This window comes from Sporolactobacillus sp. BBK16-2 (assembly GCF_059878335.1).
In genome coordinates, this window is sequence record NZ_CM187611.1 from 581897 (window position 1) to 606754 (window position 24858).

Sequence of the window (24858 nt, forward strand, 5' to 3'; positions counted from 1 at the left end):
GAATTAGCAACAATGGAGAAACTAATTAGAAAATTGTTTTTTTTTATGGGAATATTCTCGACTTTAAATGCATTGATGATAGTTATTGGGAACACACAATTGGCATTGGTTAACTTTATTATCTTAACTATTTTTTTATTCCAAATTATTTATAAAAAAAGTAGATTCTTTTTTTCAAACTATAAATTTCCTATTATAATTTTATTTTTAATTTTTATCATTTCTGCTTTGGGGAGTATACTTTATCTTCCTTCCATGTGGTCTAGTTCGAGTCTAACGGCTGCAGCAAAGTTTGCCTTTCTCCTCCTCCCATTTATTTTCTTGTTTTCTGATAAGGAATTATATTATTATAGAACCTCCTTTTTTAGTGGGCTGCTAATTTCTGGGTGGATTCAATTAATATGGGAGATGCTTCAATTAATATTATATTATGGAATGAATATGTCGTTAAATGAAATGATTTTTCAAAATTTATTAAACGTAAATACCAATAGTAATTGGACATTTATTTTAGATAATCAATTCAGACCAAGTGGAGTTTCTTGGGAACCAGCGAATCTAGCATTATCACTAATTATGGGGTTTATATTATCAAAGAACTTATTTGGTAAATTAGCATTCGCATTAGGGATTATTTTATCTACCTCTAGAACTGGTATTGTTTTGTTATTAATAAGTATTTTAATATATTGCCTGTATTATTTTAGACGAAAACCAACAAAACAAAAAATAGTTATTAAATGGAATAATCTTTGGATAATTTATTCAGCGGTTGCAATATTCTTGTTAGCTTTATTTTATCTTGTAACCCAAACTAATGTAGTAGAAATTATCAATCAAACAATTCAAAGAATTGTATTAGGAGTTAGCAACAATGATTCGAGCGCAACACAGCACACAAATTATTATTGGCAATCTTTTGTGATTTTATCCCATGCATCTCCTTTTCAATTCTTATTTGGATTTGGTACGGGAATTGCAGGATATCCATTCACACATTATTTTCATATCTTTGAATGGATAAATGAACCTTGGACGCCAGAATCAGATTTTGTTACGCTATTAATTGGAAACGGAGTGGTTGGTTTCTGTATTTACTATATTATACTGTTCAGGTGTTATAAATATAATAAAGGTAATTTTAATTATGCTCTGATTACTTTGATGATTATATTCTCAGGTTTCATGTACGTTTATATGAGAAGTAGTTGGAGTTTGATAATTTGTCTTTTTCTATACAATAAATACAGTGTTTCTAGAATGAACAATTCAATAAATATAAATAATATGGAGGAAACAAACTGAAAAAAAGAATAGCAGTTGGTTTTATCTTAATGTTAATAATTATCGTTGTCATAGGTAATATATATCATACGAGTAATAATTATAAAGAAATAAATGAAAATAATATTTCTTCCATCGAAGCAAAGAAACTAATGAACTATATTATGCAACTGAAAAACAAAAAAATTTTGTCAGGCCAACAAGACCTACCTAGTGCACAATGGTTGAATAATCATATTGGTAAATATCCAGCAATTGTAGGTTTTGATCTTTATGATTATTCATCGGCAGCTACAGTTTCACATGGTGGACAGTCATATCAAGTTGAACAGGCTATCCAGTGGCATAAGCAAGGTGGGATTGTTACATTTTGTTGGCACTGGGTTGCACCAAACATGAAGGATAACTCTAACTGGGGACAAGGTTATTATACAAAATATACCGATTTTGATATTGCACATGCTTTGAATAATCATCAATCTAAGGAATATGCAATGATATTAAAAGATATTGATCTAATTGCAATTCAACTAAACAGATTAAAAAAGGCAAACGTTCCAGTCATATTTCGACCTTTACATGAAGCTGAAGGAAAATGGTTTTGGTGGGGAGCTAAAGGGCCAAAACCTGCCATAAAGTTATATAAACTCTTGTACAATCGATTGACATACAAATATAAGCTGAATAATCTAATTTGGGTTTGGAATTCATCATCTAAAGACTGGTATCCTGGTGATAAGTATGTTGATATTGTGAGTTATGATTCGTATCCACAAGCTGGAGATACTAGTACGATGAAGGCACAAAATTTACGTTTAAATGAACTTGTTAATAATCAAAAGCCGGTAGCAATGTCGGAAAACGGAACCATACCTGATCCTAATAGGTTAAAGAAGGATAAAGTTAACTGGAGTTGGTTTATGACATGGAGAGATAATTTTATTACTGATGGACAGCATAACAGTTTAGGGTATCTGCAAATGGTTTATAACAACCCATATGTGATCACACTTGATAAGCTGCCTAGCTATCTTCGACAAAAAGATAAAAAGTAATCCTACTTATATCTGGTTGTAACTTATTTTCAGTGAATCAATCATTCATTACATGAGATCTCAATAGGGTGGAGTTTAGGTATGGATAAAAGAAAACTGAAAGAATTGTATGCTTGTTTGAACTACATTAGATCAATACCGTCAATAGTTTCTTTTTTACTTTCAAAGAATAAAGGGATTATTTCAAATGATATTATTGAAAACATTATAAAAAGAGATGGGAATATCCACAGTGAGTGGTCGCTTGTAAAAAGTCTTAATTACTTAATTGTTTGTTATCCGGAATTTAGAAATATTTTCTATTACAGATTGGGATACATGTCGAGATTGCTCCATATTTTTTATCCACCAATGAAGCCGCTTTTTATTACGTCCGATCAGGTCGGGAAGGGATTTGTATTTTATCATGGATTTAGTACAATTGTCTATGCCAAAAGTATAGGGGAAAATTGTACAATCTATCAACAAGTCACTGTTGGGAAAACGAATGATGTTCCTATCATAGGTAATAATGTGACAATTTGTGCTGGTGCGATTGTGATAGGAAAAATTAAAATAGGTGATAATGTCATTATTGGAGCAGGTGCAGTAGTGACAAAAGATGTACCTAATAATTGTACAGTTGTTGGTAATCCCGCTCATTTAATTTGTAAAGTGAAATAATCATATCTATAAGTTTATTTAAAGTCAAATAGTAGTATTCAATTAAAATAGTAAACTATTCTATGTTTGGATGTGATTTTTTGAAGGGAATAATTCTAGCTGGTGGGAGCGGTACGCGCCTCTATCCAATTACTCGATCAATTTCAAAGCAATTAGTACCAATTTATGATAAACCGATGATTTACTATCCTCTATCTATCTTAATGTTGGCAGGTATTAAAGATATCTTGATCATCTCAACACCAAAGGATACACCACGATTTGAAGAATTACTTGGGAACGGATCAGACTGGGGTATTAATTTACAATATAAAGTGCAGCCAAGTCCGGATGGATTAGCTCAAGCATTTATTTTAGGTGAAGAGTTCATCGGTGATGATTCAGTGGCACTAATTTTAGGTGACAATATTTTTTATGGCCATGGATTCACAAATATACTTGAGAAAGCCGCTTCTCAAAAAGAAGGCGCAACGGTTTTCGGGTATAATGTTAAGGATCCGGAGCGATTTGGCGTCGTTGCTTTTGATGAGCATGGTAAAGTAACTTCAATAGAAGAAAAACCAGAGGTTCCTAGGTCAACTTATGCAGTAACAGGTCTTTATTTCTATGATAATAATGTTGTGGATATTGCCAAAAACATTAAGCCCTCTGCCCGCGGTGAACTCGAAATTACGTCTGTAAATGAAGAATATCTTAAACAAGGGAATCTGAATGTAGAATTACTTGGACGAGGATTCGCTTGGCTTGATACAGGTACTCATGAGTCGTTGCTTGATGCCTCACTATTCATCCAGACGGTTGAAAAACGACAGAGCCTTAAAGTCGCATGCCTTGAAGAGATCGCTTATCGTAAGGGCTACATAGACTCTGAAAAGCTTTACCAACTCGCCCAACCTTTGAAGAAAAATGGCTATGGACAGTATCTTCTTGGTCTTCTGAAAGATCGTATTTAAACTATATCATTGATGGTGGTGTTCATTGTGTCTAAAGTTAAAGTTACGGATACGTTTTTAAAAGGTGTTAAGATTATCGAACCAAAAGCGTTTGGTGATAATCGCGGCTATTTTATGGAAAGCTATAATGCAGAAGAATTAGCTGAAAACGGAATACATACAAAGTTTATTCAGGACAATCAATCGCTCTCAAGTGAGCCTGGGATTGTACGCGGACTACACTATCAATTGAACCCTAAGTGCCAGACAAAACTGTTACGCGCTCTCACAGGGGCGATTTTAGATGTCGTAGTTGATATTCGTAAAGGCTCACCAACCTTCGGTAAATGGGGCAGCTTCATTCTCAGTGAATACAACAAACGTCAATTGCTGATTCCAAAGGGTTTTGCGCATGGCTTCTGTACGTTGACACCTGATGTGAATGTCTTCTATAAAGTGGACGAGTACTATGCGCCTGAGGCTGATCGCGGCATCATGTGGAATGATCCGGCAATTGGTATCGATTGGCCGGTCAGCAATCCAATTCTTTCTGAAAAAGATAAGAATCATCCATTATTGAAAGATGCAGAAATTAACTTTGAATTTGGAGCTGAAGACTAATGAAATTACTCGTAACCGGTGGTGCAGGATTTATCGGCAGCAACTTTGTACATCATATGATTAAGTTTCATCCGGAAGATACGATTGTCAACTATGATTTGCTTACCTATGCAGGCAATCTTGAGAACTTAAAGGATGTTGAAGATCATCCGAATTACCACTTTGTTCGTGGTAATATCTGCAATCGTGAGCTTGTCGAGTATGTGATTGATCAATATGACATTGATACGGTTGTGAACTTTGCGGCTGAGTCTCATGTTGACCGCAGTATCACGGAACCTGATCTTTTTGTGAAGTCCAATGTACTTGGAACGCAAACATTACTTGATGTAGCAAAAAGCAAGAACATTAATAAATACCTCCAAATTTCAACCGATGAAGTTTACGGTTCACTTGGGGCAGATGGTTACTTTACGGAGACGACACCGCTCGCACCAAACAGTCCTTATTCCTCAAGTAAAGCATCCGCTGATCTGATGGTACGTGCGTACTATGAAACCTTCGGAATGAACGTGAACATTACACGCTGCTCGAACAACTATGGTCCCTATCATTTCCCAGAAAAATTGATTCCTTTGGTTGTCACCAATGCTTTGGAAGGTAAAGAATTGCCTGTCTATGGTGATGGCAAGAATATTCGTGATTGGTTATACGTTGAAGATCACTGTGCAGCAATTGACCTGGTGTTGCATAAGGGCAAGCCTGGAGAAATCTATAATGTAGGTGGACATAATGAGAAATGCAACATTGACATTGTCGAACTCATTGTCGATACATTGGGTAAATCACGTGATCTGATTAAGCACGTTTCAGACCGTCTTGGACATGACCGTCGTTATGCGATTGATCCGACAAAGATTGAAACGGAACTTGGCTGGAAACCACAGTTTAACTTCGACTCCGGCATTAAAGAAACGATTCAATGGTACCTAGATCATGAAGACTGGTGGCGCAAAATCAAGTCCGGTGAGTACATGGACTACTACAAGAAGCAATACGGAGCGAAGAGCTATGTCAAGTAAGATACTTGTAACCGGTGGTCATGGACAGTTGGGCACTGAACTCACATTGATGCTTCAAGAAAAAGGGTTTGAGACTTACGGACTTGGTCATCAGGAACTGGACATCACAGATTTGGATCATGTGCGCAAGGTTTTTAACGAAATCAAACCAGATGTAGTTTGTCATACGGCTGCCTATACGGCTGTTGATAAGGCGGAGACTGATCGCGAAAACGCATTTCTTGTGAATGCTTATGGAACACGTAATGTTGCTATAGCAGCTGAAGAGATTGGTGCAAAACTTGTCTATGTAAGCACCGACTATGTGTTTAACGGCGAGAAAGAGGGTGCCTATAGCGAGTTCGACTTTCCATCACCACTTGGTGTATACGGTCAATCAAAATACGCTGGTGAACAATTTGTGCATGACTTTCACTCTAAATTTTTTATCACAAGAACATCTTGGGTGTATGGGCAGTATGGCGGCAACTTTGTGAAGACCATGCTGAAGTTAGCTGAGTCGCATGATCATATAAATGTTGTCAACGATCAAAGAGGATGTCCAACCTACACAAAGGATTTGGCTGAAAAGATTATTGAATTATTCCAAACGGATAATTACGGTGTTTATCACCTCTCTAACTCAGGCAGCTGCACATGGTATGAATTTGCGAAAGCGATTTTTGAAATTAAAGGAATTAATGTAAAGGTCAATCCATGTAGCACAGCAGAATTTCCAAGACCTGCGAAGCGGCCGAAAAACTCTGAGTTTGAGCATATGGCGTTGAGGTTGAATGGGTTTGAAGATGTGAGAGGTTGGAAGAAAGCTTTAACACATTTTTTGTTCATGATGGATAAATGATGGTGTTATAACAATTGATAAAATTTAAAAAAATCGGAGAAAAATGTAGGCTTTTCTCCGACTTTTTTAATTTAAAAGTAAGCGTAAAATAATGGACACCCTCTTCTGATGTATACTGCCATTGAATAGTGCCAGCCGGGCTCTTTGCGATGGCAATATACACTTCTGATCACTCGCTCATGCGATGATATCTCTATCAATTGATCGGGAGGATGATCCATGACACGAGTAGAATTACATGAGCGCTGGTAGAAACAAATGCAAGATTTCGAGAACAGCGATTTAACAGGCACACAGTGATGTGCGGCTCAGGGCATTCCTTTATGTCAGTTCCGTTATTGGCGGCGCAAGTTACGTCACAATTCCCCTGATACTAGTCGTTGGATGACTGTTGGGCTGGACCATTCTACGCAACAGGAGCCCTTATTCATTTATGTTGGATCCGCGTAAGTTGAGGTTCATACTGGATTTGATCCGGATGTGTTTGCGGATGTGGTCGGGTGCTGCGTGCTTTATGATCTGTGTGTCCACCATTAAAAACGTCTACTTGGCTAAGGGTCCTACGGATTCGCGCAAATCCATTGATGGTTTATCCGTCTTGGTGTTATTGATACTCATTTATGTCCAGAAAATGACGGTGGCTATTGACCGCAGTTTGACGAGGACGCTGTCCAATGATCGCCAAAAAATAAGACCATCTTAAAGAAGACAGTCAATTAACCAGATATTTATAGAATAACCTGATATCTTTCTTTTTCGCTTAGGTTGAAGCGAACACCTTCGGTGATAATATACCAACAATTGCCGAATTCCAGGGTGCAGTTTAGGTAGTAGTACCCCAGAATCAGATTAAATCCTTCCCCGCAGTGCAGCCCGTAGGACTGCTGCCCATCAAATAGTACAGCCCAACGATCCTGCTCACGATCATAGAACATTTCATAGGGTGGATTCATGAGAGTTCCCCTTCAATCACTCGTTTAATCATTCGATCGTCAATGATGGGATGACCATTTTGGGCACCATATATTAGGCAATGCGTGCACACCTTATTGATCAGCCGGGGTGTACCACTGGAAAATCGGTAGATTTCTTCAATGGCATCCTCTGTAAATACAGGACGGTCGCAGCCGGAAAACTTGAGTTGACACTCAATATAGGCACTGGTTTCTGAGCGATCATAATGACCGATCTTGCACTGAAGATCGATGCGCTGACGGATAGCGGCGAAACTTTGAAGTCTCAGACGGTCCCAAAGCTCACTTTGACCGACCATGATGAGGGCCATTGGACTTTGCGAATCCATTTTAAAGTTCAAAAGGAACCGAACTTCCTCCAACATTTCACGGCTAAGCAGATGAGCTTCATCGACAACGCAGACAGGCTGGATACCATGAATCCCACGCATGAGTTCGATTTCATGATGCAGTTGTCTTTTCGCATCCCCCCGATAAAATTTAGCCTCACAGCCCAACTGCTCCAGGAGTCCCTTGTAGAAATGACGTGGCGTTAGCTTTGAATCGGACAAATAGAGAACACTATAATGACTTGGATCTAATTCTTGTGTAAAGCGTCGGACAATTGTCGTTTTACCTGTGCCACAGTCACCGGTTAAGACAGCGAAGAGCTGACGTTCCGCTGCGTGTATCAGGCGCCCCAAAATCTCATCCATAGATTGTGAGTGATAGAGATTGCTTGAATGGTAACGGCCAGCTGATTGTACCACCTGTGACATCTTTTTTACCATCGATCGCCAACAATTTTACCACTTGTCGCCAGGGCGTTTACCAGATGAAAAAATTCCTATAGAAATCACGATATCCCTAAGGAATCTTCTTTGTCGATAGAGATCAATATCAATTTCCTAAGAAAAATCCCCCAATTCATAAGAGGGGGATGAAAATGTTCTTTTTACATCGGTTCTATGCTTAGTTGCTTTTCCAGGCGAAGATTCTTCTCTTTCAGTTCTTCGATCTCTTGTTTAAGTCGATCAACTTCCTCCAGAAGTCGGTTTATCTTTGTCTGCGTATCAATACCGGGTTCATAGGCTGTGCCTTTAATCTGGCGCCAATCATTAAACCGATACATCCAACTCTCATCCATGATTCCTTCTGAATCAGCTTGAACCAAGGGATCCTCTCTGAGCCATTGTTCGACTTCACTTTGATCAGCTTTCCAACCGTAGGAATGGATAAATTGAAAAACTTCATCAGCGGAGATCTTGCTCATTAGCTGTCCTCCAGTCGTAATTAAATTTATGAGTCATCCATTCAAATTGCCTGGTGAGGGTTGCTTTTCTAGTCCATGACGTTCACGCATGGAGACTTCTCCGTCAATTAAAATTTGATATGAATCATGAACAATGCGATCTAGGATAGCCTCTGCCAGGGTCTCATTGCCTAATTTTTGATGCCACCCTCTGGGATCGATTTGTGAACAGAAGATCGTAGACGCTATCTTATGCCGGGATTCAGTAATCTCCAACAGGATGGAAGCTTCATCCGCAGATAGATCGGTCAGAAGCCATTCATCAAGAATGAGTAGATCCGTTTTGGTATATTTCTTAATCAATTTTCGATAACTTCCATCCGCAGCTAACTTAGCGAGTGTCAGTTCATCCATTAACTCTGGTAAGCGAGTATACTTCACTTTGTAAAATTGACGACAGGCAGATACGCCAAATGCCGAGGCGAGAAACGATTTTCCAGAGCCCGTAGGGCCCATCAAAATGATATTATGATGGTGTTGAATATAGTTTCCGCTGGCTAATTTGATAATCAGTTCCTTGTCCAGTTTTCGGTCTTCATAGTATTCAATATCTTCGACGGATGCGCTTGAATATAACAAGGCGGCAGCGTTGATCAGCCGATGAAGTTTATTGCTTTGGCGTCTTGAATGTTCAAAGTCGATGAGTAATGAAAAACGATCTTCGAAACTCAGCTTTTGAAAGTCTTTATTCGTTGATTGCTCCTTGTAGGATTCTGCCATGCCACTCAGTTTCATTTCATATAGTTTGGTAAGCGTTTGTTCATTCATCGGTTGTTTTTCCCCCATAATATGAAGCGCCGCGCGTAAAGCCATAAGCATTTCCGCTGTCCTCTGCTCGACGTTTTTGTTCTTGTTCGGCGTCACTCTTTTTGTTATTTTTTAGGATTGTCTGAAGTATTTTGACCGTCGGTCTTTGGGTCATGGAAAGACCCATCTTGCAGGCACGCTCTATTTCATATTTGGAATAACGTTGTTCCAGTTTCTTTAATGAAAAAATGGAGTGGAGTGCCTGCTTTTCAGTTGGGTAAGCGTCTAACATATAGCGTATGAGGTTCGAGGTTGCTGATCCAATACCTTCAGCCCAATTTTGAGCCGCTTCAGGTGTTTGATCCACAAACAATTGATGATGATCAGGCATATGGTCGCGAAGAGTGGATAATTGACCAAACTTCCCATATAATCGTCTATGTGAGGCAATGCGCATATGGTTGAAAAAGATCTCAACGAGATCGTCTGATCGTTTTACTTCGACCTGTCGATTGATGTATTCGTAGGGAACCGAATAGAACATGCTTTCGACGGAGATATGATAGTCAGGGCGAACTTTCGCTGTTTTCCATTCAGACATTTTATAAGGGCGGTCCGGAAGAGGAGAAAGTGCGAATTTCTCTTCTTCTTTAAATGCTGAAAAGCGGCTGCCTTTTTTGCGTGTAAAGGGCCGATTATTGAATTCATCGAGTTTCTTCCAGACTTCTTCATTCAATTCATCAATAGTAAAACACAGTACATTTCTTAATGCGGCAATGATCCATGTAGAAAGGATCCCAACAGAGTTTTCCACATTGGCCTTATCTTTTGGCGTACGAACACGCGCAGGCATCACGATGGTGTGGTAGTGGTCCGCCATTTCTCTGTACGAAGGGTTTAAAACGAGTTCCTTTCTAGTATGCTTGGTCACGCTGGCTTTCAAATTATCCGGGACGATGATTTGTGTTACTCCCCCGAAATACTCATACGCACGACGATGGGCAGCTATCCATGAATGAAGGTCCATAGATAATGTTGCTTCGGCATAAGACAGCTGACTACATGGGAGTGTCGCAATAAAGATATAGGCTTTGAGTTTTTCTCCTGTATCCCGATCAATAATGAACGCTGTTGCCCCTGCCCAATCAACCTCCATAATTTCTCCTGGTTTTCTTCGGATACGCAGTGTTGCCTTATACTTATCCGCATACCGGCTATAGTGCCGCAAAAAACTCCGATAAGAATAAGGAACCTTGTTTCTTGCTCTACACTTAGCCTCATACTCATGATGCAGAAGAGATAGCGTCACATTAGGCTTGGACAACTCGGCATGAATCCAGTCAAAGTTCATCGGCTGACGACCTGAAGCTTCAAAAGCTTTTTCAGGGAATAGAAAATCTTCAATCCACTGATTCGTCATTTCATCTTCTAAAGGGCAGGATAGTCCTTTTTTCTCGGCCAGCTGAATAATCTCCGTTACTTTTTGACGAGAGTTACCCGTGCTTGCGGCAATGCTTCTAAAACTGATTCCTTCATCATGAAGTTCTAATATCCTCCGATAATGAATCATAAAAAAACACCTCCTATAAAAGTGGATTTGTCACACCTGCGGTGTGCCCATTAATTATACAGGAGGTCTTAAGTGGTAAATAGGCTTGTCATTTATTGGTACAATCGTTGTCATTCAGTGGTAAAAAACATGGCGTTAGTGGTACAATCCGTTGGCGGTAATCACTTGAAGGAATTGATCGGGAGAAGGGTGCCTGCTTCATCTGGTAAAATGGCTCAAACAAGGTGCTCACCTTCTCTCATCACCTTGCTGTAAGAAACCGCCGGTTTCTGCACGTCTTGCCGTTCCTCGTGCTTTTGAGTTGCTGCACGCAAGAGCCGTGACGCATCCGTTTGTTTGGGTTGAAGGTTTTCAGGTAATTCTGGTCGTTTTCCGACATGTGTGCCAATCTCAAGTTTCTTAGCTTGCCAGGGAGTATAACCTTCTTTTTCAATAGTAATTTGTGACAGATCTGATGGATCATAGATAACATCCACGGTAGTGCCGATAAATGGAGTACCCACTTCATACAGTTGGTTCTGAAAACTGATACATCCGGATTTATCTACCTTTCTTTTTTCCGCATGAAGAAAAGCCAAGCGGATGGTTTCCGCATCCAGAAAGTGTAAGACCTTTTTATCGCTCCGGTAAGCCATCTCCGGTGTGACATGCTCGCCCAGGGCCGAGTGAGGCTTGTTCAGATAACATTCACTGAGCCAGACTTTGAAGAGGTCATTCAGTTGATCAAGTGACTTGGGCTTTTCTAATGCGATTTCTCCCAAAAAAGCATCCACAACACGGTTTAGACGTTCTACCTTGCCTTTTGAGCTAGGCGAGTACGGTCGGGCATAGAGGAGCTTTGTCCCCAGTTTGGAACAGGTCCGAGCCATCCATTTCGTGCGATACTGCTTCCCGTTATCAAAAAATACAGCTTCCGGTCTCCCATACTTCTGAACAGATTGGCGGAAAGCATCTTCAACGATCCGCTGATCTAGAGTGGGATAAAAAGCACCATGAAGGACAAAACGAGTGGCGTCATCGATGAATAAAACAAGATAGGCTTGTTTCTTGATACCGCCTTGACCAATGGGGAGGAATGGTCCAAATTTGATATCCGACTGCCAGAGCTTATTTCGATGAGATTGTTGGAAGCGTCGAGCGGCTCCTGCTGTTGACTGGTAGAGCCGCATTTGCCGTGAGCTATAACCTCGTTCCGTAAGTCTTTCCTGCAGTGTTGATCGCTTAATTTCACCCGGTTTTGCTCGTCCCTCCCACTCCAATATTTGGATAATCTGCCGGACACTTCGTTGGGGTGCTTCTCTTCTGAGCAGGATTGCTTCTTCCAATAATTCATTTCTTAACGCGCCTTTTATCAAGCCTGCCTGTTTACGCATGGGCTTGAGCCCCTCGAGTCCGAGCTCTCGATAGCTGCCCAGATAACGTCGGATCGTTCTTTCTGAGAGTCCACTTGTTTCACAGATCTGTTTTTTCACTTCAGTCGCTCTGGCGGTGTCCAAATCGCCAGATAACAATGGGGCGATCAGTTGAAAACGTTGAGACGCAATTTCTTCCAGCTTTTTAGAATTTCTCATCACACATCTCTCCTCGTTTTAGCCTTCATCATGAAGTTTAAACGGGAGTCAGCCGGACAAAAATGCAGAACGGGTCTGTACCCAAAGATGAACATTAACAATCGGTCTGGCCATTCTAGCCAGCCAACCTGGTGCATCGCCAAATAGCCGTCCAATTTTTTCGAGTGCGGTCAGTGATTCCACGGACGAAGGATCCACTGGGGCTAAATTGATTTGTTGAAAGCGGAGAACGATCGAATGAAGACAGGCCAGCCAGTAATCGATATACTCAAGGAACCAACGGTTCCAACGATATAGAGTCGAATTGTCCGCAGCGACATCATTTTTGTGAGGCTGGGAAACAACTTTTTCAAAGCAACGTGACTCATAACGTTTATAAGGAATAAGCAGATCAGGGAGTTCATGATGAACTTTTGAACACGTGCCACAACACAAACGACGAATGCGCAGTGAAACGCACGTTCCTGAATCCTTTATGTATTTTCTCAAACGGCTTCCAATGACTTTAAGTTCTCCTCCACAACAAGGACAAGGCACCTTTTCCGCACCCTTAACAGAAAACACCTGTGGATGGGTTATCAACAAGCCGATAGTCTGATATAATAACCATATTGTTGGTTTTAAGGGTATCCCTCGTGTAAGTAGGATTACACGGTAAAGGGATACCTTTTTCCTTTCGTAAAATAAGTGCCAGCTATAAAGTCCTATGGACATTATAGCTGGCACCTACTGGACAGGCAATCCCGTCAACTTTCGGCTATTTTCAGGCAGCAATAACATCCTTGGTTCAAGAAGCATATAAACTAATAATCTGCTCTTTAAACTTTTTAAGAACGTTCTCTGTTCCCGTTTCATTTTTCTCGGAATTCCTAGGTAACGATGAACTAAAGGTACATGGCCTTAACTGATCCATCCATTAAGTGTAACCTATCCAGCATTTTCTATTGGGCTTATTGTTCAAGTGTTTATTAATTTTTATTCTGTTTTTTCACCACTTGGTACAACCGCCACTGATCACCATAGGTTTTATATAACTGGGCAAAGCTCGCACCTTTGTTGTAGAAGTTCTTATACCGTACACTAACGGCATTAAGTGCGGCTACTCCTTCTGGTTTCGGCACGAGAATATAAGTTACTTTTCTATCAACCGGATTGTTTAGTCTCCTTTTAAAATCAAGATCACTGGTAATGATCAGCTGCTTGGTTTGCTTCATATCGAGAATAATTTGAAAACCGTTAAATGAATCAACGAGTAGTGAAGCGTGTTTGTTCTTACTCAGAAGCTGATCAAGATCCATAGCAATACGCATGGATTGTCTGTTACTGGTGTAGGTTGAACTCTGTTTGAAATGGATCGCTTGATACTCTTCCGGCGACAGACGCGCATCGTTCATTGCATAACCGGTGACATAGGCAGATGCACTTAAGAAGATCAGAGTGACACATCCGCCAAAAAAATAAAGATGTTTTACTTGCTCTCTGAGCTTTTGCAATTCATAGGGCAGCCAGGCGACGGTAATCACAAAAGGGTAGACGAAAAAACGTAACCATCCGTATGAAGCTCCTTTATATAGCATATATATTTGCATTAATGGAATTGATAACACGATCATGAGTAAGCAAAGAAAGTCTGCGTGGAATAACTTGTGTCTCATGATGCGAATGATCAGGATAGCAAGGAAGAGCAAAAGGAATGGTATGCTTCTTTCAAATACGAATAACAATGTATTGCCAAAATGACTGATGACAGGGCCGATAATTGGATTTTTACTTAATCCTTCAGATTGTGCGAGATTGGAATAGTTCGATCGTAAAAAGAACAGGCCGTCACCCATAATGGACCAATTCAACCCAATCCAGATGATCCCGGTATAAATAGCTGGAAGGAGAGCAAGCCATTCTGTTGCTTCCCATTTATTATAGATGAATGCTGCTTCATAGTCTGCTGTTTCTTCTTTCTTTCGTTTACTCCAGATGATGATAGTAAGGGACAGTGCTAAGGCAAGACCAAATAAAATTGATTCATATCGAGTGAGAAAAGCAAGTGCTAAAGCAAACCCGACCATGATCATCGAGGTTACGCTACGTTTTTCATCCAACCAATCAGTGAATGCAATGACGCAAAATATAATAAAATAGATGAAGAGCATTTCGCTCATGCCATTCGATCCATAGAGAAAAATAAATGGATTAAGAGAGAATAACAGTACTATTGCGAAGCTAAATAGAAACGGTTGTTTTCTTCTAAGCAAAGATTTAAAAATCAGAACAGCACTGAACGCTGCAAATAATGCCGTCAGAATAATTCCCGCAATTCCTTCGGACGCAAGGATTTTGCACCAAGGACTCATCAATAGAATTGGGAGCATGAGCAAGCTTGGCAATGGGTTCCAAACGAAACCTATAGCTCCCAGATGAGGATTTCTGCTAAATAAGACATAATAGGCATTTGCGACACGGCTGACAGCATCACCGGGAACAAAGTGATTCCAATGTGTCATCCAAATGCCAAAGCAGAGCTCCAGAATAAATAAGATTAAGCCAAAATAATAGGGTACGTACTTATTTTTGAACATGCTGCGTTATCGTCTCCATTGTATTTGCTGGTTGAATCGTCTTTTTCGAGGCAAAGGTCCAGCGATCATTTACAATGTAATTCCAAATGACACCGGTCACGATCCCCAATAATCCGCTCAACATCGGATGAAAATGACTGATATAGTAGAGAAGGGACAGAATACCGCTTGAGATGCAGAGACCTCCAACAGATACCGTCGCATAACGAATAAATTGAATCATCCGTCCATTCGCCTGGTGCAGTACCCTCGATTTCCATGTTAAGGTACTATTTAAAATATAATTTGAAATGAGACTGACAATAGAAGATAGAATAAAGGCAATGACAACCGGGCTGCCAACGAGAAGCATTAATTTATAAATAGCCAGATTCACAATCACGCCGCTAAGTCCAATGGTGCAAAAGGAAAAGAAGCGGCGATCCTCTTCACTGATCATGACCAAGCGTCCGAGGTGAATTAAGTAGCGCAGTTGTTCCGTGCTGCTCATTTTTGAACTACCTAAATCGCGCGCATGGAATTGATAAGGAATCTCTGTGATTGACGTGATATTGGCACGGACAATCAGTTCAATCATGACCTTCCAACCAATGGGATGGTACATATTTTCTTGTAGCACTGATTTTTTTACAGCAAAGAATCCACTTGTTGGATCGGAAATTTTCCGGAGTCTTTTTAATGCGATACGTGCAATTATTCTTGCTGTCCATGACACAAATTTCCGATAAAGATTAAGTCCGCCATCGCTTCCTCCGGGGACAAACCGTGAAGGAATAACCATTTGAAAACCGTCGTTAAGCTTATCAATCATTGCCGGAATTAGTTCAGGCGGATGCTGAAGATCAGCATCCATCACAACCAGTAGGTCACCTTGTGCAAATTTAAGTCCATCAGTGACAGCGGTCGCCAATCCCCGCTGATTCGTTCGATGGATATAGTGAACATATGTTTTCTCTTGGCTTAGTTGATCAAGTATTTTTGGCGTGTTGTCTGTACTGTCGTCCATAAATAAAATTTCAAAGGTCTTTCCGGTCGATTGCAGAACCTCCAGAAGACGATTTGTTATAATCTGAACATTATTTGCTTCATTGAATGTTGGAACGATTACGCTAATATCCATAGTGACTTCCCCCCTTTATTACATACTGCTTGTTTTTGTTGTATCGTAATGTTCTTGATCAAATCCGTGCTCAGTTTTCTCCCAATAAAAAGGTTTTCTGATTAATTGCCATAGTGCTTTTATTGAAGCGATACTCATCATTGCCCAATAGATTGGAGTGAGTAATGCATATCTTACGAGACTGTAAGAAAGCCATGTTTCCTTCTTTCGGTGCAGCTCATGTACGACCCAATAGGTACCTGCGATATTTGTATAAATAAACAAGAAATTACCGAGAATCAGTTGGATAGCCGCCAAATAATAGATCACTCCAGGAAAGAAGGCGGGTATCCAACCGGCATGTGTCAAATACCATAGACCCAGTAGGGACCAGAAAATGGGATTCAACATGGGCAAGAGCGGTGATGACAGAAGCATAAACTGAGCTCCCCAGAAGCCTTTGATCCCAAGCTCACGATGGAGTCTAATGGGATGGCGCATATGCACGAGCCAAGTTTGCATATAGCCCTTAATCCAGCGAGACCGTTGATGAATCCAGTTTCTGAATTTGCTGTTCGCTTCCTCTAACGTTCGCGAATCCACAACTTTGGTTGTATAGTTTTGCTTATAAAGACGTATACCGAGATCAGCATCCTCTGTGACGTTATAAGGATCCCATGCGCCGAGCTTTTTGAGCACATCTGTTTTAAAGTGATTAGATGTTCCGCCGAGCGGAATAGGAATGTTAATCTGCATAATGCCGGGAAGCAGCAATTCAAACCAATTGCTGTATTCTTGGGTGAAAAATCGAGTGAGTAGATTCTGTTTACTATTAAAGTAGTTGAGCTTGGCTTGAATGCAAGCAGTGTTATCAGGACTTTGCTGAAAGGCGAGAAAGACCTTTTTTAATTGATCTGGGTCGGGCCGATCTTCAGCATCATAAATGACTACGTACTTTCCGCGTGCACGAATCAGCCCATAATTGCATGCCTTCGGCTTGGTCTTCGGCTGACCGTCTGGGATGATAATCATCTGGAAGAAGTACGGCAGATGCAGCGATTGAACCACTTCTTGAGCTTCCGTATCATCCTTTTCAATGAGCAGACGAATGTCCAATTTATTCTTGGGATAGTCTAGTTGGTTCAAATTTTGGACTAATTGCGGAATGACCTTACTTTCCTTATACATGGGTACTAAAATCGTGTATATTGGAAGCTCTCGTTCATCAATGTTCTGAATTTGCTTCCTGTTGAACCGGACTTGCGCCTTCTCTTTTGTGCCATAAAGAATCATGATAAATTTTGTGACGGTCATCGAAAAATACATTAACTGAATGATGATATTGATGATTACAAGTGTGTAAAACCAATTCCATAGCAAAGCGGCAGCGATGGTGATTCCAATCACAATCATGCTAAGTATCTGTGTAAACGTGAATGTCTGACTGGCAGAATTCTCCGGTTGCTCGTTCTTTAATTTTTCGGTACTCTCGTGAAGCAATTCTGCTTGATAGATTTGATCCCAAAGAAGTTCCATTTCCCATGGGGATGCAATGACTTGCGTAATCGGTGCATCAACAATTGTAGTAAGCTGTTGCATTTCTTCATTATTGAGCATTGATTCAACGGCAATAATGCATTGATCAACCGATTGTCGAATCACAACAGTTTTAAATTGTCGTGCAATCATTTCAGGAAGCTTAGCCTTGATAGCATCATTTTTGTCATATGTCATGAGCCTCCCCGTTTGACTTTGGGAAGCAAGGGCTTCTGCAAGTTGATTTGGTGTGATCATGTTCATTGAGATTAGAATTTCTCCAATATCTCCGCCTACTGTTCCTTGCAGATGCAGCGCCTTCTCTAGCTCACCACGCTGCAGATACCCCGCACGTACCAGTTGTTCACCTAGTAAGAGGCGTTTGAACGATTGGTTAATAATATCCTGTAGTTGGTCGCGACTTATATAACCTAGGCGAACGAGTATGTCCCCAAGCCTGCCACCATGAATCTGTTGTTCATTTAAACTCTTATTTAATTGCTTGGCATTTATCATGCCTAAGAGCAGAAGACGTTCTCCAATACGCAATTGTGAGAAAGGAGCATCATCATTATTTTTTTCTTGGATCTGCCGTTTTATCAACGCCCATCTCTGTGAATCTTCATGTAATTCTTTTTCAATTCGTTCATAGGAAGTGGCAATTTCTTGTCGCTGCTCTTCTAAAAGGTTATTCAGTCTTCGCTGTTCTTCGGTATTTTCATTGGCAAAGTGCTGAATTTTCTTTGTTTTTGAAGCGATGTCTTCTTCAAGTCTCGATAATTGATCATTTTCTTTCCAACTGAATAGTTTCATTTTGCGACATCCTTCGGAAAGTACTTAATTTCTTTTTCAATGTGATCGAGATGCTCTTGTATGGTCCTTAGTTTCTTTATATCCTCCTCATACTGAGTGCGAATGCGGTTCCGTTCATTTATTATGGCTAGAATCTGGATGTCAAGTTGTTTGTTGTCATTCTGTAACTTTGAAATGATTGCTCGTCTTGATCCGGTCAATATATTAACTAACAATAATTTTTTCCTCCCAGTTCTAATCTATTTAATCGGAAATGCCATAATTATAGTTGGGTTTATAATACTCTAAAAAAATAGACAAAAACTGAACAAAATTGGTGATAAAAGTCATTGAAGCCAGATTGGTAGCTAATAAAACTATGGAGAAGAAATGATTATGCGTACTTGAAATTTATTTTGGAGAAGAAAGAGAATATTTGGGAGTGTAGGTATCAAAAACACTAGTGGTACATTTGGTTAGGGGTAATCATTCACATTCGGAACATGCTAATTCTGACCAAATCATTCTATACATTGCCATAATAGTAAATTTGTTCATATGCTTGCTGAATCAGATCTCGCACATGGTCGATTTGATTGGGGAGCGGGTCATTACGATCAGGTAGCTGTTGCAGTTTGTTTTTTTAACTCTTTAGCATCAATCGGGTTGTAGGGAACCGGACCGTCCTCAAATTGCGTGTGGGGAAGTAAAGGAGTGCACCACTGGTCACTGATTCTACGGGCTTTGCTAGTGTTGTTTTTGTCACCGCGCGGGCTTTGCTAGCGGCTTCGCCTATTTTACCAGTATAAGAGAAAATCACTAAATGAAAAACTAAAACATTGGAGTGATAATCTTTTTGAGTGTATAAAAATATAAATACGGGTATCAAAATTATGATAAATTTATAGCAAGAAATAGAAAAAAGGAAATGATAATTAATGCATAGTATAAAATTAGATTCACGTAAACAATTTTCTAGCACATCAGAAAAATTGAAAAATAGCTTTGAAGAAAAGATACAGATATATCAAGATGCCACAACCTATGCTAATAGAATATAATTTCACAATTTTGGGATGATTATCAAAATTAGAATATTTCAGATGAAGAGCTACCTGATTTAGACATTAGAACAGTATTTGCGGATTATACGCCGTCTTTTGAATATAAGAGCTATTTAGAAGGAGAGAAGTTATTTTATCGAATTGCCCCCTTCTTTAATACACGAGATAGACATGATGCAACAGATATTGATTATTTAATTAGGTTTATCAATGAAGTAAGTAAGACATTGGGCAAACAATTAGGACTAGAACAACCTGTAGATAATTTAGTGTGTGAATATTTTGTGCAATCTATTCAAGTTAACATTGATGATAAATAAAATTTAAAATATAACTCAAACTGATGATAGTCAAATTATGCTTTTCTTGAATGTATTGACCGGAGGCTAATCGGAGAATTTGATTTTTATTCAGTTTACTACGATCCTGATGATATTCAATATCTTCAATGCAGGCTTGAGGATATTGGGAATCCGGTATTTTTGATGAGACGGTCCAACTTATTGTTTTTTCTGCGATCCCATTCTCGATCTACGAGCAGGCTGAATCGTTCTTCAAAGGATAGGTCATTAAACTGAGGATTATGAAGCTGTTCATGTTAATACTCAGCCATTGCACTTAGGCACATATCATTTAACTTTGAACGTGTACTGTCATTGATCATTTTTCTGACCTCCCGTAATAAGCTGCCCCTCTAATAAATCCATGGGATTTTTGCTGTTCATTGGTATTTTTTTGTACTAGTGACTCATACTGCTGTTTGTCCTGTCCAGTCTTTAGATATCTGAAACGCCTATATTCTGTGCTGCTCGTCTAGTGATTCTCTCCTTCCCACAGTATCTTTAAATGCCACCAGTTTTTCCTTCGCAGAAAGCCAAACACTATAAGACATAAAATGACCTCCTTGAATTAACAGATTTTTTATTATTTCATCTGTCAACGTCAACTCAATAGGGATCATATCAATTCAAAGATGTGGGCTATTTGACGCTTACAGCGGGATAAGTGTAACCGTCAAGCGTCAATAACAATTATAATAAAGTTTCAAAGTGATTTCAGCGTAAAGCCCGACAATCAGGCAATAGTTAAAGGTTCCACAAGTTAATGGCTTTAAATGTAATCGCATACATCCGTCTCTAGTGTTACATTTCTATATGAGGAGGGCAGATCATGAACAAAAGACAAGTCGACTTGCTAATCAATTTAAGTTCATCTGGAAAATTTATTCCAGCAAAAGATCTTGCGAATAGCTTCCACGTATCAACCAAAACAATATACAAAGATGCTGATACGCTCCTCAATACACTAAAGAGCACATCTCTCAGGCTGGATGTGAAAAGGGGGTTGGGCTTACGAATTCAAGGCACAATCTTAGAACGTGAACGTATAATTCGGAGATTTATGGATGCAAGTGAGCGTAAAACACCGGTGGAAGAGTTTAGCCCAAGGCAACGGCGTATTGCACTTGCCAAGGAGATCATTTTAGAGGGCAAGCAGCTGACGCTGAAGGAACTGTCTGAACAGTGGTGGATCAGCAAAACTTCCATTTTGAATGATGTTGATCGAATTAATACCATAATTGAATCGTCATCTTTGCAGATTTGTTCTAACGGATCTGAGTTGATTGCGATTGGAGAAGAAGAAAACATCCAAACTGCCGCAGCAACATTCATCGTAGATGCTTCTGACTCGAGAAAAGCTGGGGACGTCACATATTTTTCACTATTCTTCCCCAAAAAGGTTGTACAAAGTGTCTTAACAATATTTGATCCAGACAAACCGTGGTACGTTGAACTACCAAGCTATTACAAATTTGCGCTTCAGGTGATTTCGCTAGTTCAAACGCAACGTGCATGTTTTGGATTCCATTTTACTGATCAGTTAAAGTCTACTCTAACGGGTTCTGCAAAAGCTGCTGAAACGATCTTGAACCAAATCAGTCAAGCACTGCGTCTTCAATTCACTATCGCTGACAAAGAATGGCTCGCACGAAATCTCTCAGCTTACCGAATGAGTAACGACTCCGCTCCGGCTGACCAGAACTACAAACCGATTATCGATGAACTAATTGCGCGTATGGAAGATGTTCAGGGAATGCCATTTTTAAACAAGGCACACCTTGAGAAACAACTCATGTACCACATTCCAGCAATGATTCTTCGCCTTAAGCAAGGTTTGGTGGTTAAGAATCCGCTGTTTAAAGATATTAAAACGCAGTATCCTGCCTTATTTGGAATGACTTGGTACGCAATATCGTTTCTTGAAGAACGCTACCAGATAACACTGAGTGATGATGAAGTATCATTTATTACTATTTACTTCCACGTTGCGATTAATCAGTCGATTCCAATTCGTCGTGTGTTGGTCATTTTCAATCAGCATGGTCAACTACGTGATTATGTAATGGGGCAGATCAAGCATCTCTTGCCGGATGGTACCCTGTTTTTAAGGACGAATCTCACAGCTTTTAAGTTAATTGATTTATCGGATGTTGGTTTGATTGTTGGTGTCAATATTCCAGGGCTTGTATCTAAAGTGCCTTTTATTAGGATCTCTCCGTTATTTGATGCAAATGATCAGGAAAAGTTACTCAAAGCTTACGCATCTTACTTGATTCGGCCGCAGACAAGTAATGAAGAACAACATTATCCTGTACTCAGTAAATTAGGGGATCCGAAGCTGATTTTCTGGAAAGACTCTGTCAAAGACCGAAAAGAAGCCTTACAGTTCCTGATTAAGGTCTTGGAGAATAATGGTGGAGTTACTCATGAGTTCGGTAAATCACTACTTCGAAGAGAACGGCTTGGACCTACTGAAATCGAAAGTGGTGTTGCCTTGCCTCATGCGGCTCCAGAAACGGTTAATCGTCTCTCGGTTGCCTTTCTGATTCTCAACAAGCCTGTCAAATGGAACAGCACAAATGTGTTTGTGGTGATCTTGATTTGTGTACCCAATGAGTCAATCTCGATTTACCATGATTTGGTGTTAGATATATATCGCCTAGTTGAAAACAAGACAAGAGTCCACATGATTGTAAGTCTTCAAGACACGGAAGACCTGTTGGACTTGATCAACAGTTAGAGAGGAGGAGTGTTATGTTTTTTGACCGTGATATTATGTTATTTCACCAAGAAGCAGAAGATTCAACGGATATTATCTCGCGTATGGCTATCAGATTAACAGAAGCGGACATTGTTAAGCGTGACTTCGGTAAACACGTGCTTGAACGTGAAGCAACTTACCCTACGGGATTACAGACAAAAGCACTTGGGGTAGCTATTCCACACACTGATTCTAAATATGTTAATCAATCACAAATTGCCTTTGCATCGCTGAAAAAGCCGATTAGCTTTAAAGATATGACGGATTCGGACAAAAAAGTGGAAGTTTCACTGATATTCATGATTGCAATGAGTAAGCCTCACGACCAAATGACGCTCCTAAGCAATCTGATGGCCGTTTTTCAAAATGAAAACGTTCTAATTAAATTACTTCAAAGCGATGATGTTGCCGAAGTAAAGCAAGTCTTGAAAACAAACAATATCGAGTAGGGAGGCAATAGAAATGATAGCTTATGCGATTCATTGGTTTATCAATTTAGGTTCAACCGTATTTATTCCGATCATTATTTTTGCCCTGGGGCTTTGTGTACGTTTAAAACCATCAAAAGCATTTCTTTCAGGTATTATCATTGGGGTTGGATTCATCGGATTGAACATGGTAGTGAACCTGCTTCAAACTTCATTGGGACCTGCGATTAAGCTCATGGTAGCACGTTACGCTTTGTCTTTAAGCATCATTGATCTTGGGTCTGGTCCCGGAGGTCCGTTGGCATTTTCATCAACCATGGGTGTCTTGATTATCCCAATAGCCTTTGGAATAAACCTGATTTTGGTTTGGCTGGGACTTACTAAGACGTTAAACATTGACGTTTGGAACCTATGGCAACCAACTTTTATTGGGTTGATGGTGTGGGGCGTCACTAACAACTATTTATATGGTGTGCTTGCTATGGTCGCTGCATTCTTAATGCAACTAGTATTGGCAGACTTAACGCAACCGATGATCAGCAAGTTTTTTGGCCTGCCGGATATTTCAATCACACATTTAATGGCGCTTTCACCAGTTCTTTTAGCTTTACCACTGAATTGGTTATTTGATCGAATCCCTGGCTTCAACAAAATTGATGCCAGCCCGGAAAAAATCGAGAAGCGTTTCGGTGTGTTTGGCGATCCACTTGTCATTGGTTTGATTATCGGTATTGGTATTGGGATCCTTGCTGGCTATGACGTTTCTAAGACTGCTGGTCTGGGGATGGAAATGGCCGCTGTATTGAAACTATTGCCAAAGATGATTTCAATGTTTATGGAAGCGCTCACACCAATTGCCGAAGCAACTCAAGAGTTCACCCAAAAGCACTTGCATGGCAAGACCGTAAACATTGGGATGGACGCTGCTTTGACGGTCGGCCATCCGGCAGTTACATCTACGAGTTTGTTGATGATCCCGGTCGCATTGTTCCTGGCTGTTATTCTGCCAGGCAACAAAGTGTTACCTTTTGGTGACCTAACACTGTTCGTCTTCGTGTTCACCATTATGGTTTCCGCTTTCCGTGGCAACATCATCCGTTCTTTGATTGGAGGGGCAATTTACACGATTCCCATGCTTTATCTATCCACCTGGTTGGCACCGACAGTTACAAAGGCATTTCAGTTGGCTAATTACAATATCGGCAGCAAAGGTACCGTATCCTTTGTTTCGGCTGGTTTGTGGCCAAATGCTTTGATGGTTTGGACAGGTCAGCATTTAAGTGTCATTGGTATTATCGTTATCATCGGCATATTGTTAGGTCTCTTGTATTACGTGAACATCATTAAGAAGTTTAATTCTCAAGAAAAAGAGGTCGGTTAATCATGAAAAAGATGTTGATTATGTGCGGTGCGGGCCATGCGACTTCAACAGTTGTTCGGGCAAAAGTAGAAAGTTGGTTGAAAAAGGAAGGATTGATTAATCAAGTCTCGATTAAACAATCGGCAATTGTCGATGAAGTAGCTAACATTTCTAACGGTAACTATGACATCGTTGTTAGCACCACAGTTGTTCCAAAAGAAATCAAAGACAAGGTTATTAATGGTGTTGCACTGTTGACTGGCATAGGTGCAGGTAAAGTTTTTAATGCAGTCAAAAAAGAAATTGAAGCATAAAAGTGAGGATGTGTCA

22 protein-coding genes and 1 pseudogene are annotated in these 24858 nt (G+C 40.0%); 12 read left to right on the forward strand and 11 right to left on the reverse strand.

The window, feature by feature from the left end; genetic code table 11:
- The first annotated feature begins 12 nt into the window (after positions 1-12).
- The 8 genes and pseudogenes from AC6F33_RS03010 to AC6F33_RS03045 form a co-directional block, all read left to right on the forward strand.
- Positions 13-1305, forward strand: a complete 1293-nt coding sequence (locus AC6F33_RS03010) for an O-antigen ligase family protein (RefSeq protein WP_500777700.1) — start codon at positions 13-15, stop codon at positions 1303-1305.
- Between the two features lie 29 nt (positions 1306-1334).
- Positions 1335-2339 (forward strand): glycosyl hydrolase, encoded by a 1005-nt coding sequence (locus tag AC6F33_RS03015; RefSeq protein WP_500777701.1) that lies wholly within the window; start codon positions 1335-1337, stop codon positions 2337-2339.
- 81 nt (positions 2340-2420) lie between these two features.
- Positions 2421-3002, forward strand: a complete 582-nt coding sequence (locus tag AC6F33_RS03020) for a serine O-acetyltransferase (protein ID WP_500777702.1) — start codon at positions 2421-2423, stop codon at positions 3000-3002.
- An 80-nt stretch (positions 3003-3082) separates the two neighbouring features.
- Positions 3083-3955, forward strand: a complete 873-nt coding sequence (rfbA, locus tag AC6F33_RS03025) for a glucose-1-phosphate thymidylyltransferase RfbA (RefSeq protein WP_500777703.1) — start codon at positions 3083-3085, stop codon at positions 3953-3955.
- Positions 3956-3982: 27 nt separating this feature from the next.
- Positions 3983-4555: a dTDP-4-dehydrorhamnose 3,5-epimerase gene (gene rfbC, locus AC6F33_RS03030; RefSeq protein WP_500777704.1), complete on the forward strand. Its 573-nt coding sequence runs from the start codon at positions 3983-3985 to the stop codon at positions 4553-4555.
- Positions 4555-5577 (forward strand): dTDP-glucose 4,6-dehydratase, encoded by a 1023-nt coding sequence (gene rfbB, locus AC6F33_RS03035; RefSeq protein WP_500777705.1) that lies wholly within the window; start codon positions 4555-4557, stop codon positions 5575-5577. Before rfbC ends, rfbB begins: the two co-directional genes overlap by 1 nt.
- A complete protein-coding gene (rfbD, locus tag AC6F33_RS03040) occupies positions 5567-6418 on the forward strand; it encodes a dTDP-4-dehydrorhamnose reductase (protein WP_500777706.1) in 852 nt (283 codons plus the stop codon). The genes rfbB and rfbD overlap by 11 nt, the downstream gene beginning before the upstream one ends.
- Positions 6419-6730: 312 nt before the next feature.
- A pseudogene (locus tag AC6F33_RS03045) lies at positions 6731-6868 on the forward strand (hypothetical protein); the annotation flags it as partial.
- Between the two features lie 278 nt (positions 6869-7146).
- On the opposite strand, the gene AC6F33_RS03050 reads toward AC6F33_RS03045, so the two are convergent.
- From AC6F33_RS03050 to AC6F33_RS03100, 11 genes are all read right to left on the reverse strand, one after another.
- Positions 7147-7371, reverse strand: coding sequence for a DUF5348 domain-containing protein (locus AC6F33_RS03050; RefSeq protein ID WP_500777707.1), 225 nt, complete (start codon positions 7369-7371; stop codon positions 7147-7149).
- The gene (locus AC6F33_RS03055; RefSeq protein ID WP_500777708.1) at positions 7368-8150 is read right to left on the reverse strand and encodes an ExeA family protein; all 783 of its coding nucleotides are present in this window, start codon (positions 8148-8150) and stop codon (positions 7368-7370) included. Before AC6F33_RS03055 ends, AC6F33_RS03050 begins: the two co-directional genes overlap by 4 nt.
- 176 nt (positions 8151-8326) lie before the next feature.
- Positions 8327-8644, reverse strand: coding sequence for a cell division protein ZapB (locus tag AC6F33_RS03060; protein WP_255747195.1), 318 nt, complete (start codon positions 8642-8644; stop codon positions 8327-8329).
- Positions 8645-8677: 33 nt separating this feature from the next.
- Positions 8678-9451 (reverse strand): IS21-like element helper ATPase IstB, encoded by a 774-nt coding sequence (gene istB, locus AC6F33_RS03065; RefSeq protein ID WP_255747197.1) that lies wholly within the window; start codon positions 9449-9451, stop codon positions 8678-8680.
- Positions 9444-11000, reverse strand: coding sequence for an IS21 family transposase (gene istA / locus AC6F33_RS03070; protein WP_480947876.1), 1557 nt, complete (start codon positions 10998-11000; stop codon positions 9444-9446). The genes istB and istA overlap by 8 nt, the downstream gene beginning before the upstream one ends.
- 215 nt (positions 11001-11215) lie before the next feature.
- Positions 11216-12571, reverse strand: a complete 1356-nt coding sequence (locus AC6F33_RS03075; protein ID WP_255747206.1) for a DDE-type integrase/transposase/recombinase — start codon at positions 12569-12571, stop codon at positions 11216-11218.
- Positions 12572-12619: 48 nt separating this feature from the next.
- Complete coding sequence (locus AC6F33_RS03080; RefSeq protein WP_304654789.1) at positions 12620-13285, reverse strand: DUF6431 domain-containing protein; 666 nt, start codon at positions 13283-13285, stop codon at positions 12620-12622.
- Positions 13286-13539: 254 nt separating this feature from the next.
- Positions 13540-15147, reverse strand: a complete 1608-nt coding sequence (locus tag AC6F33_RS03085; protein ID WP_500777709.1) for an ArnT family glycosyltransferase — start codon at positions 15145-15147, stop codon at positions 13540-13542.
- Positions 15134-16267, reverse strand: a complete 1134-nt coding sequence (locus AC6F33_RS03090) for a glycosyltransferase (protein ID WP_255747191.1) — start codon at positions 16265-16267, stop codon at positions 15134-15136. The genes AC6F33_RS03085 and AC6F33_RS03090 overlap by 14 nt, the downstream gene beginning before the upstream one ends.
- A gap of 18 nt (positions 16268-16285) precedes the next feature.
- Positions 16286-18595, reverse strand: coding sequence for a cyclic di-GMP-binding domain-containing protein, MshE-related (locus AC6F33_RS03095; protein WP_500777710.1), 2310 nt, complete (start codon positions 18593-18595; stop codon positions 16286-16288).
- The gene (locus AC6F33_RS03100; RefSeq protein WP_255747188.1) at positions 18592-18810 is read right to left on the reverse strand and encodes a hypothetical protein; all 219 of its coding nucleotides are present in this window, start codon (positions 18808-18810) and stop codon (positions 18592-18594) included. The genes AC6F33_RS03095 and AC6F33_RS03100 overlap by 4 nt, the downstream gene beginning before the upstream one ends.
- Before the next feature lie 1998 nt (positions 18811-20808).
- Here AC6F33_RS03100 and AC6F33_RS03105 point away from each other — a divergent pair.
- Genes AC6F33_RS03105 through AC6F33_RS03120 form a run of 4 tightly spaced genes read left to right on the forward strand, consistent with a single transcriptional unit; the run spans position 20809 to position 24842 of the window.
- Entirely contained in the window at positions 20809-22719 is a 1911-nt protein-coding gene (locus AC6F33_RS03105) for a BglG family transcription antiterminator (protein WP_500777711.1), read from the forward strand.
- 14 nt (positions 22720-22733) lie between these two features.
- Positions 22734-23189 (forward strand): PTS sugar transporter subunit IIA, encoded by a 456-nt coding sequence (locus tag AC6F33_RS03110; protein WP_255747185.1) that lies wholly within the window; start codon positions 22734-22736, stop codon positions 23187-23189.
- A 13-nt stretch (positions 23190-23202) separates the two neighbouring features.
- The gene (locus AC6F33_RS03115) at positions 23203-24549 is read left to right on the forward strand and encodes a PTS galactitol transporter subunit IIC (RefSeq protein ID WP_255747184.1); all 1347 of its coding nucleotides are present in this window, start codon (positions 23203-23205) and stop codon (positions 24547-24549) included.
- Positions 24550-24551: 2 nt separating this feature from the next.
- On the forward strand, positions 24552-24842 hold the full coding sequence (locus AC6F33_RS03120) for a PTS sugar transporter subunit IIB (RefSeq protein ID WP_255747183.1): 291 nt from the start codon (positions 24552-24554) through the stop codon (positions 24840-24842).
- Positions 24843-24858 lie beyond the last annotated feature (16 nt).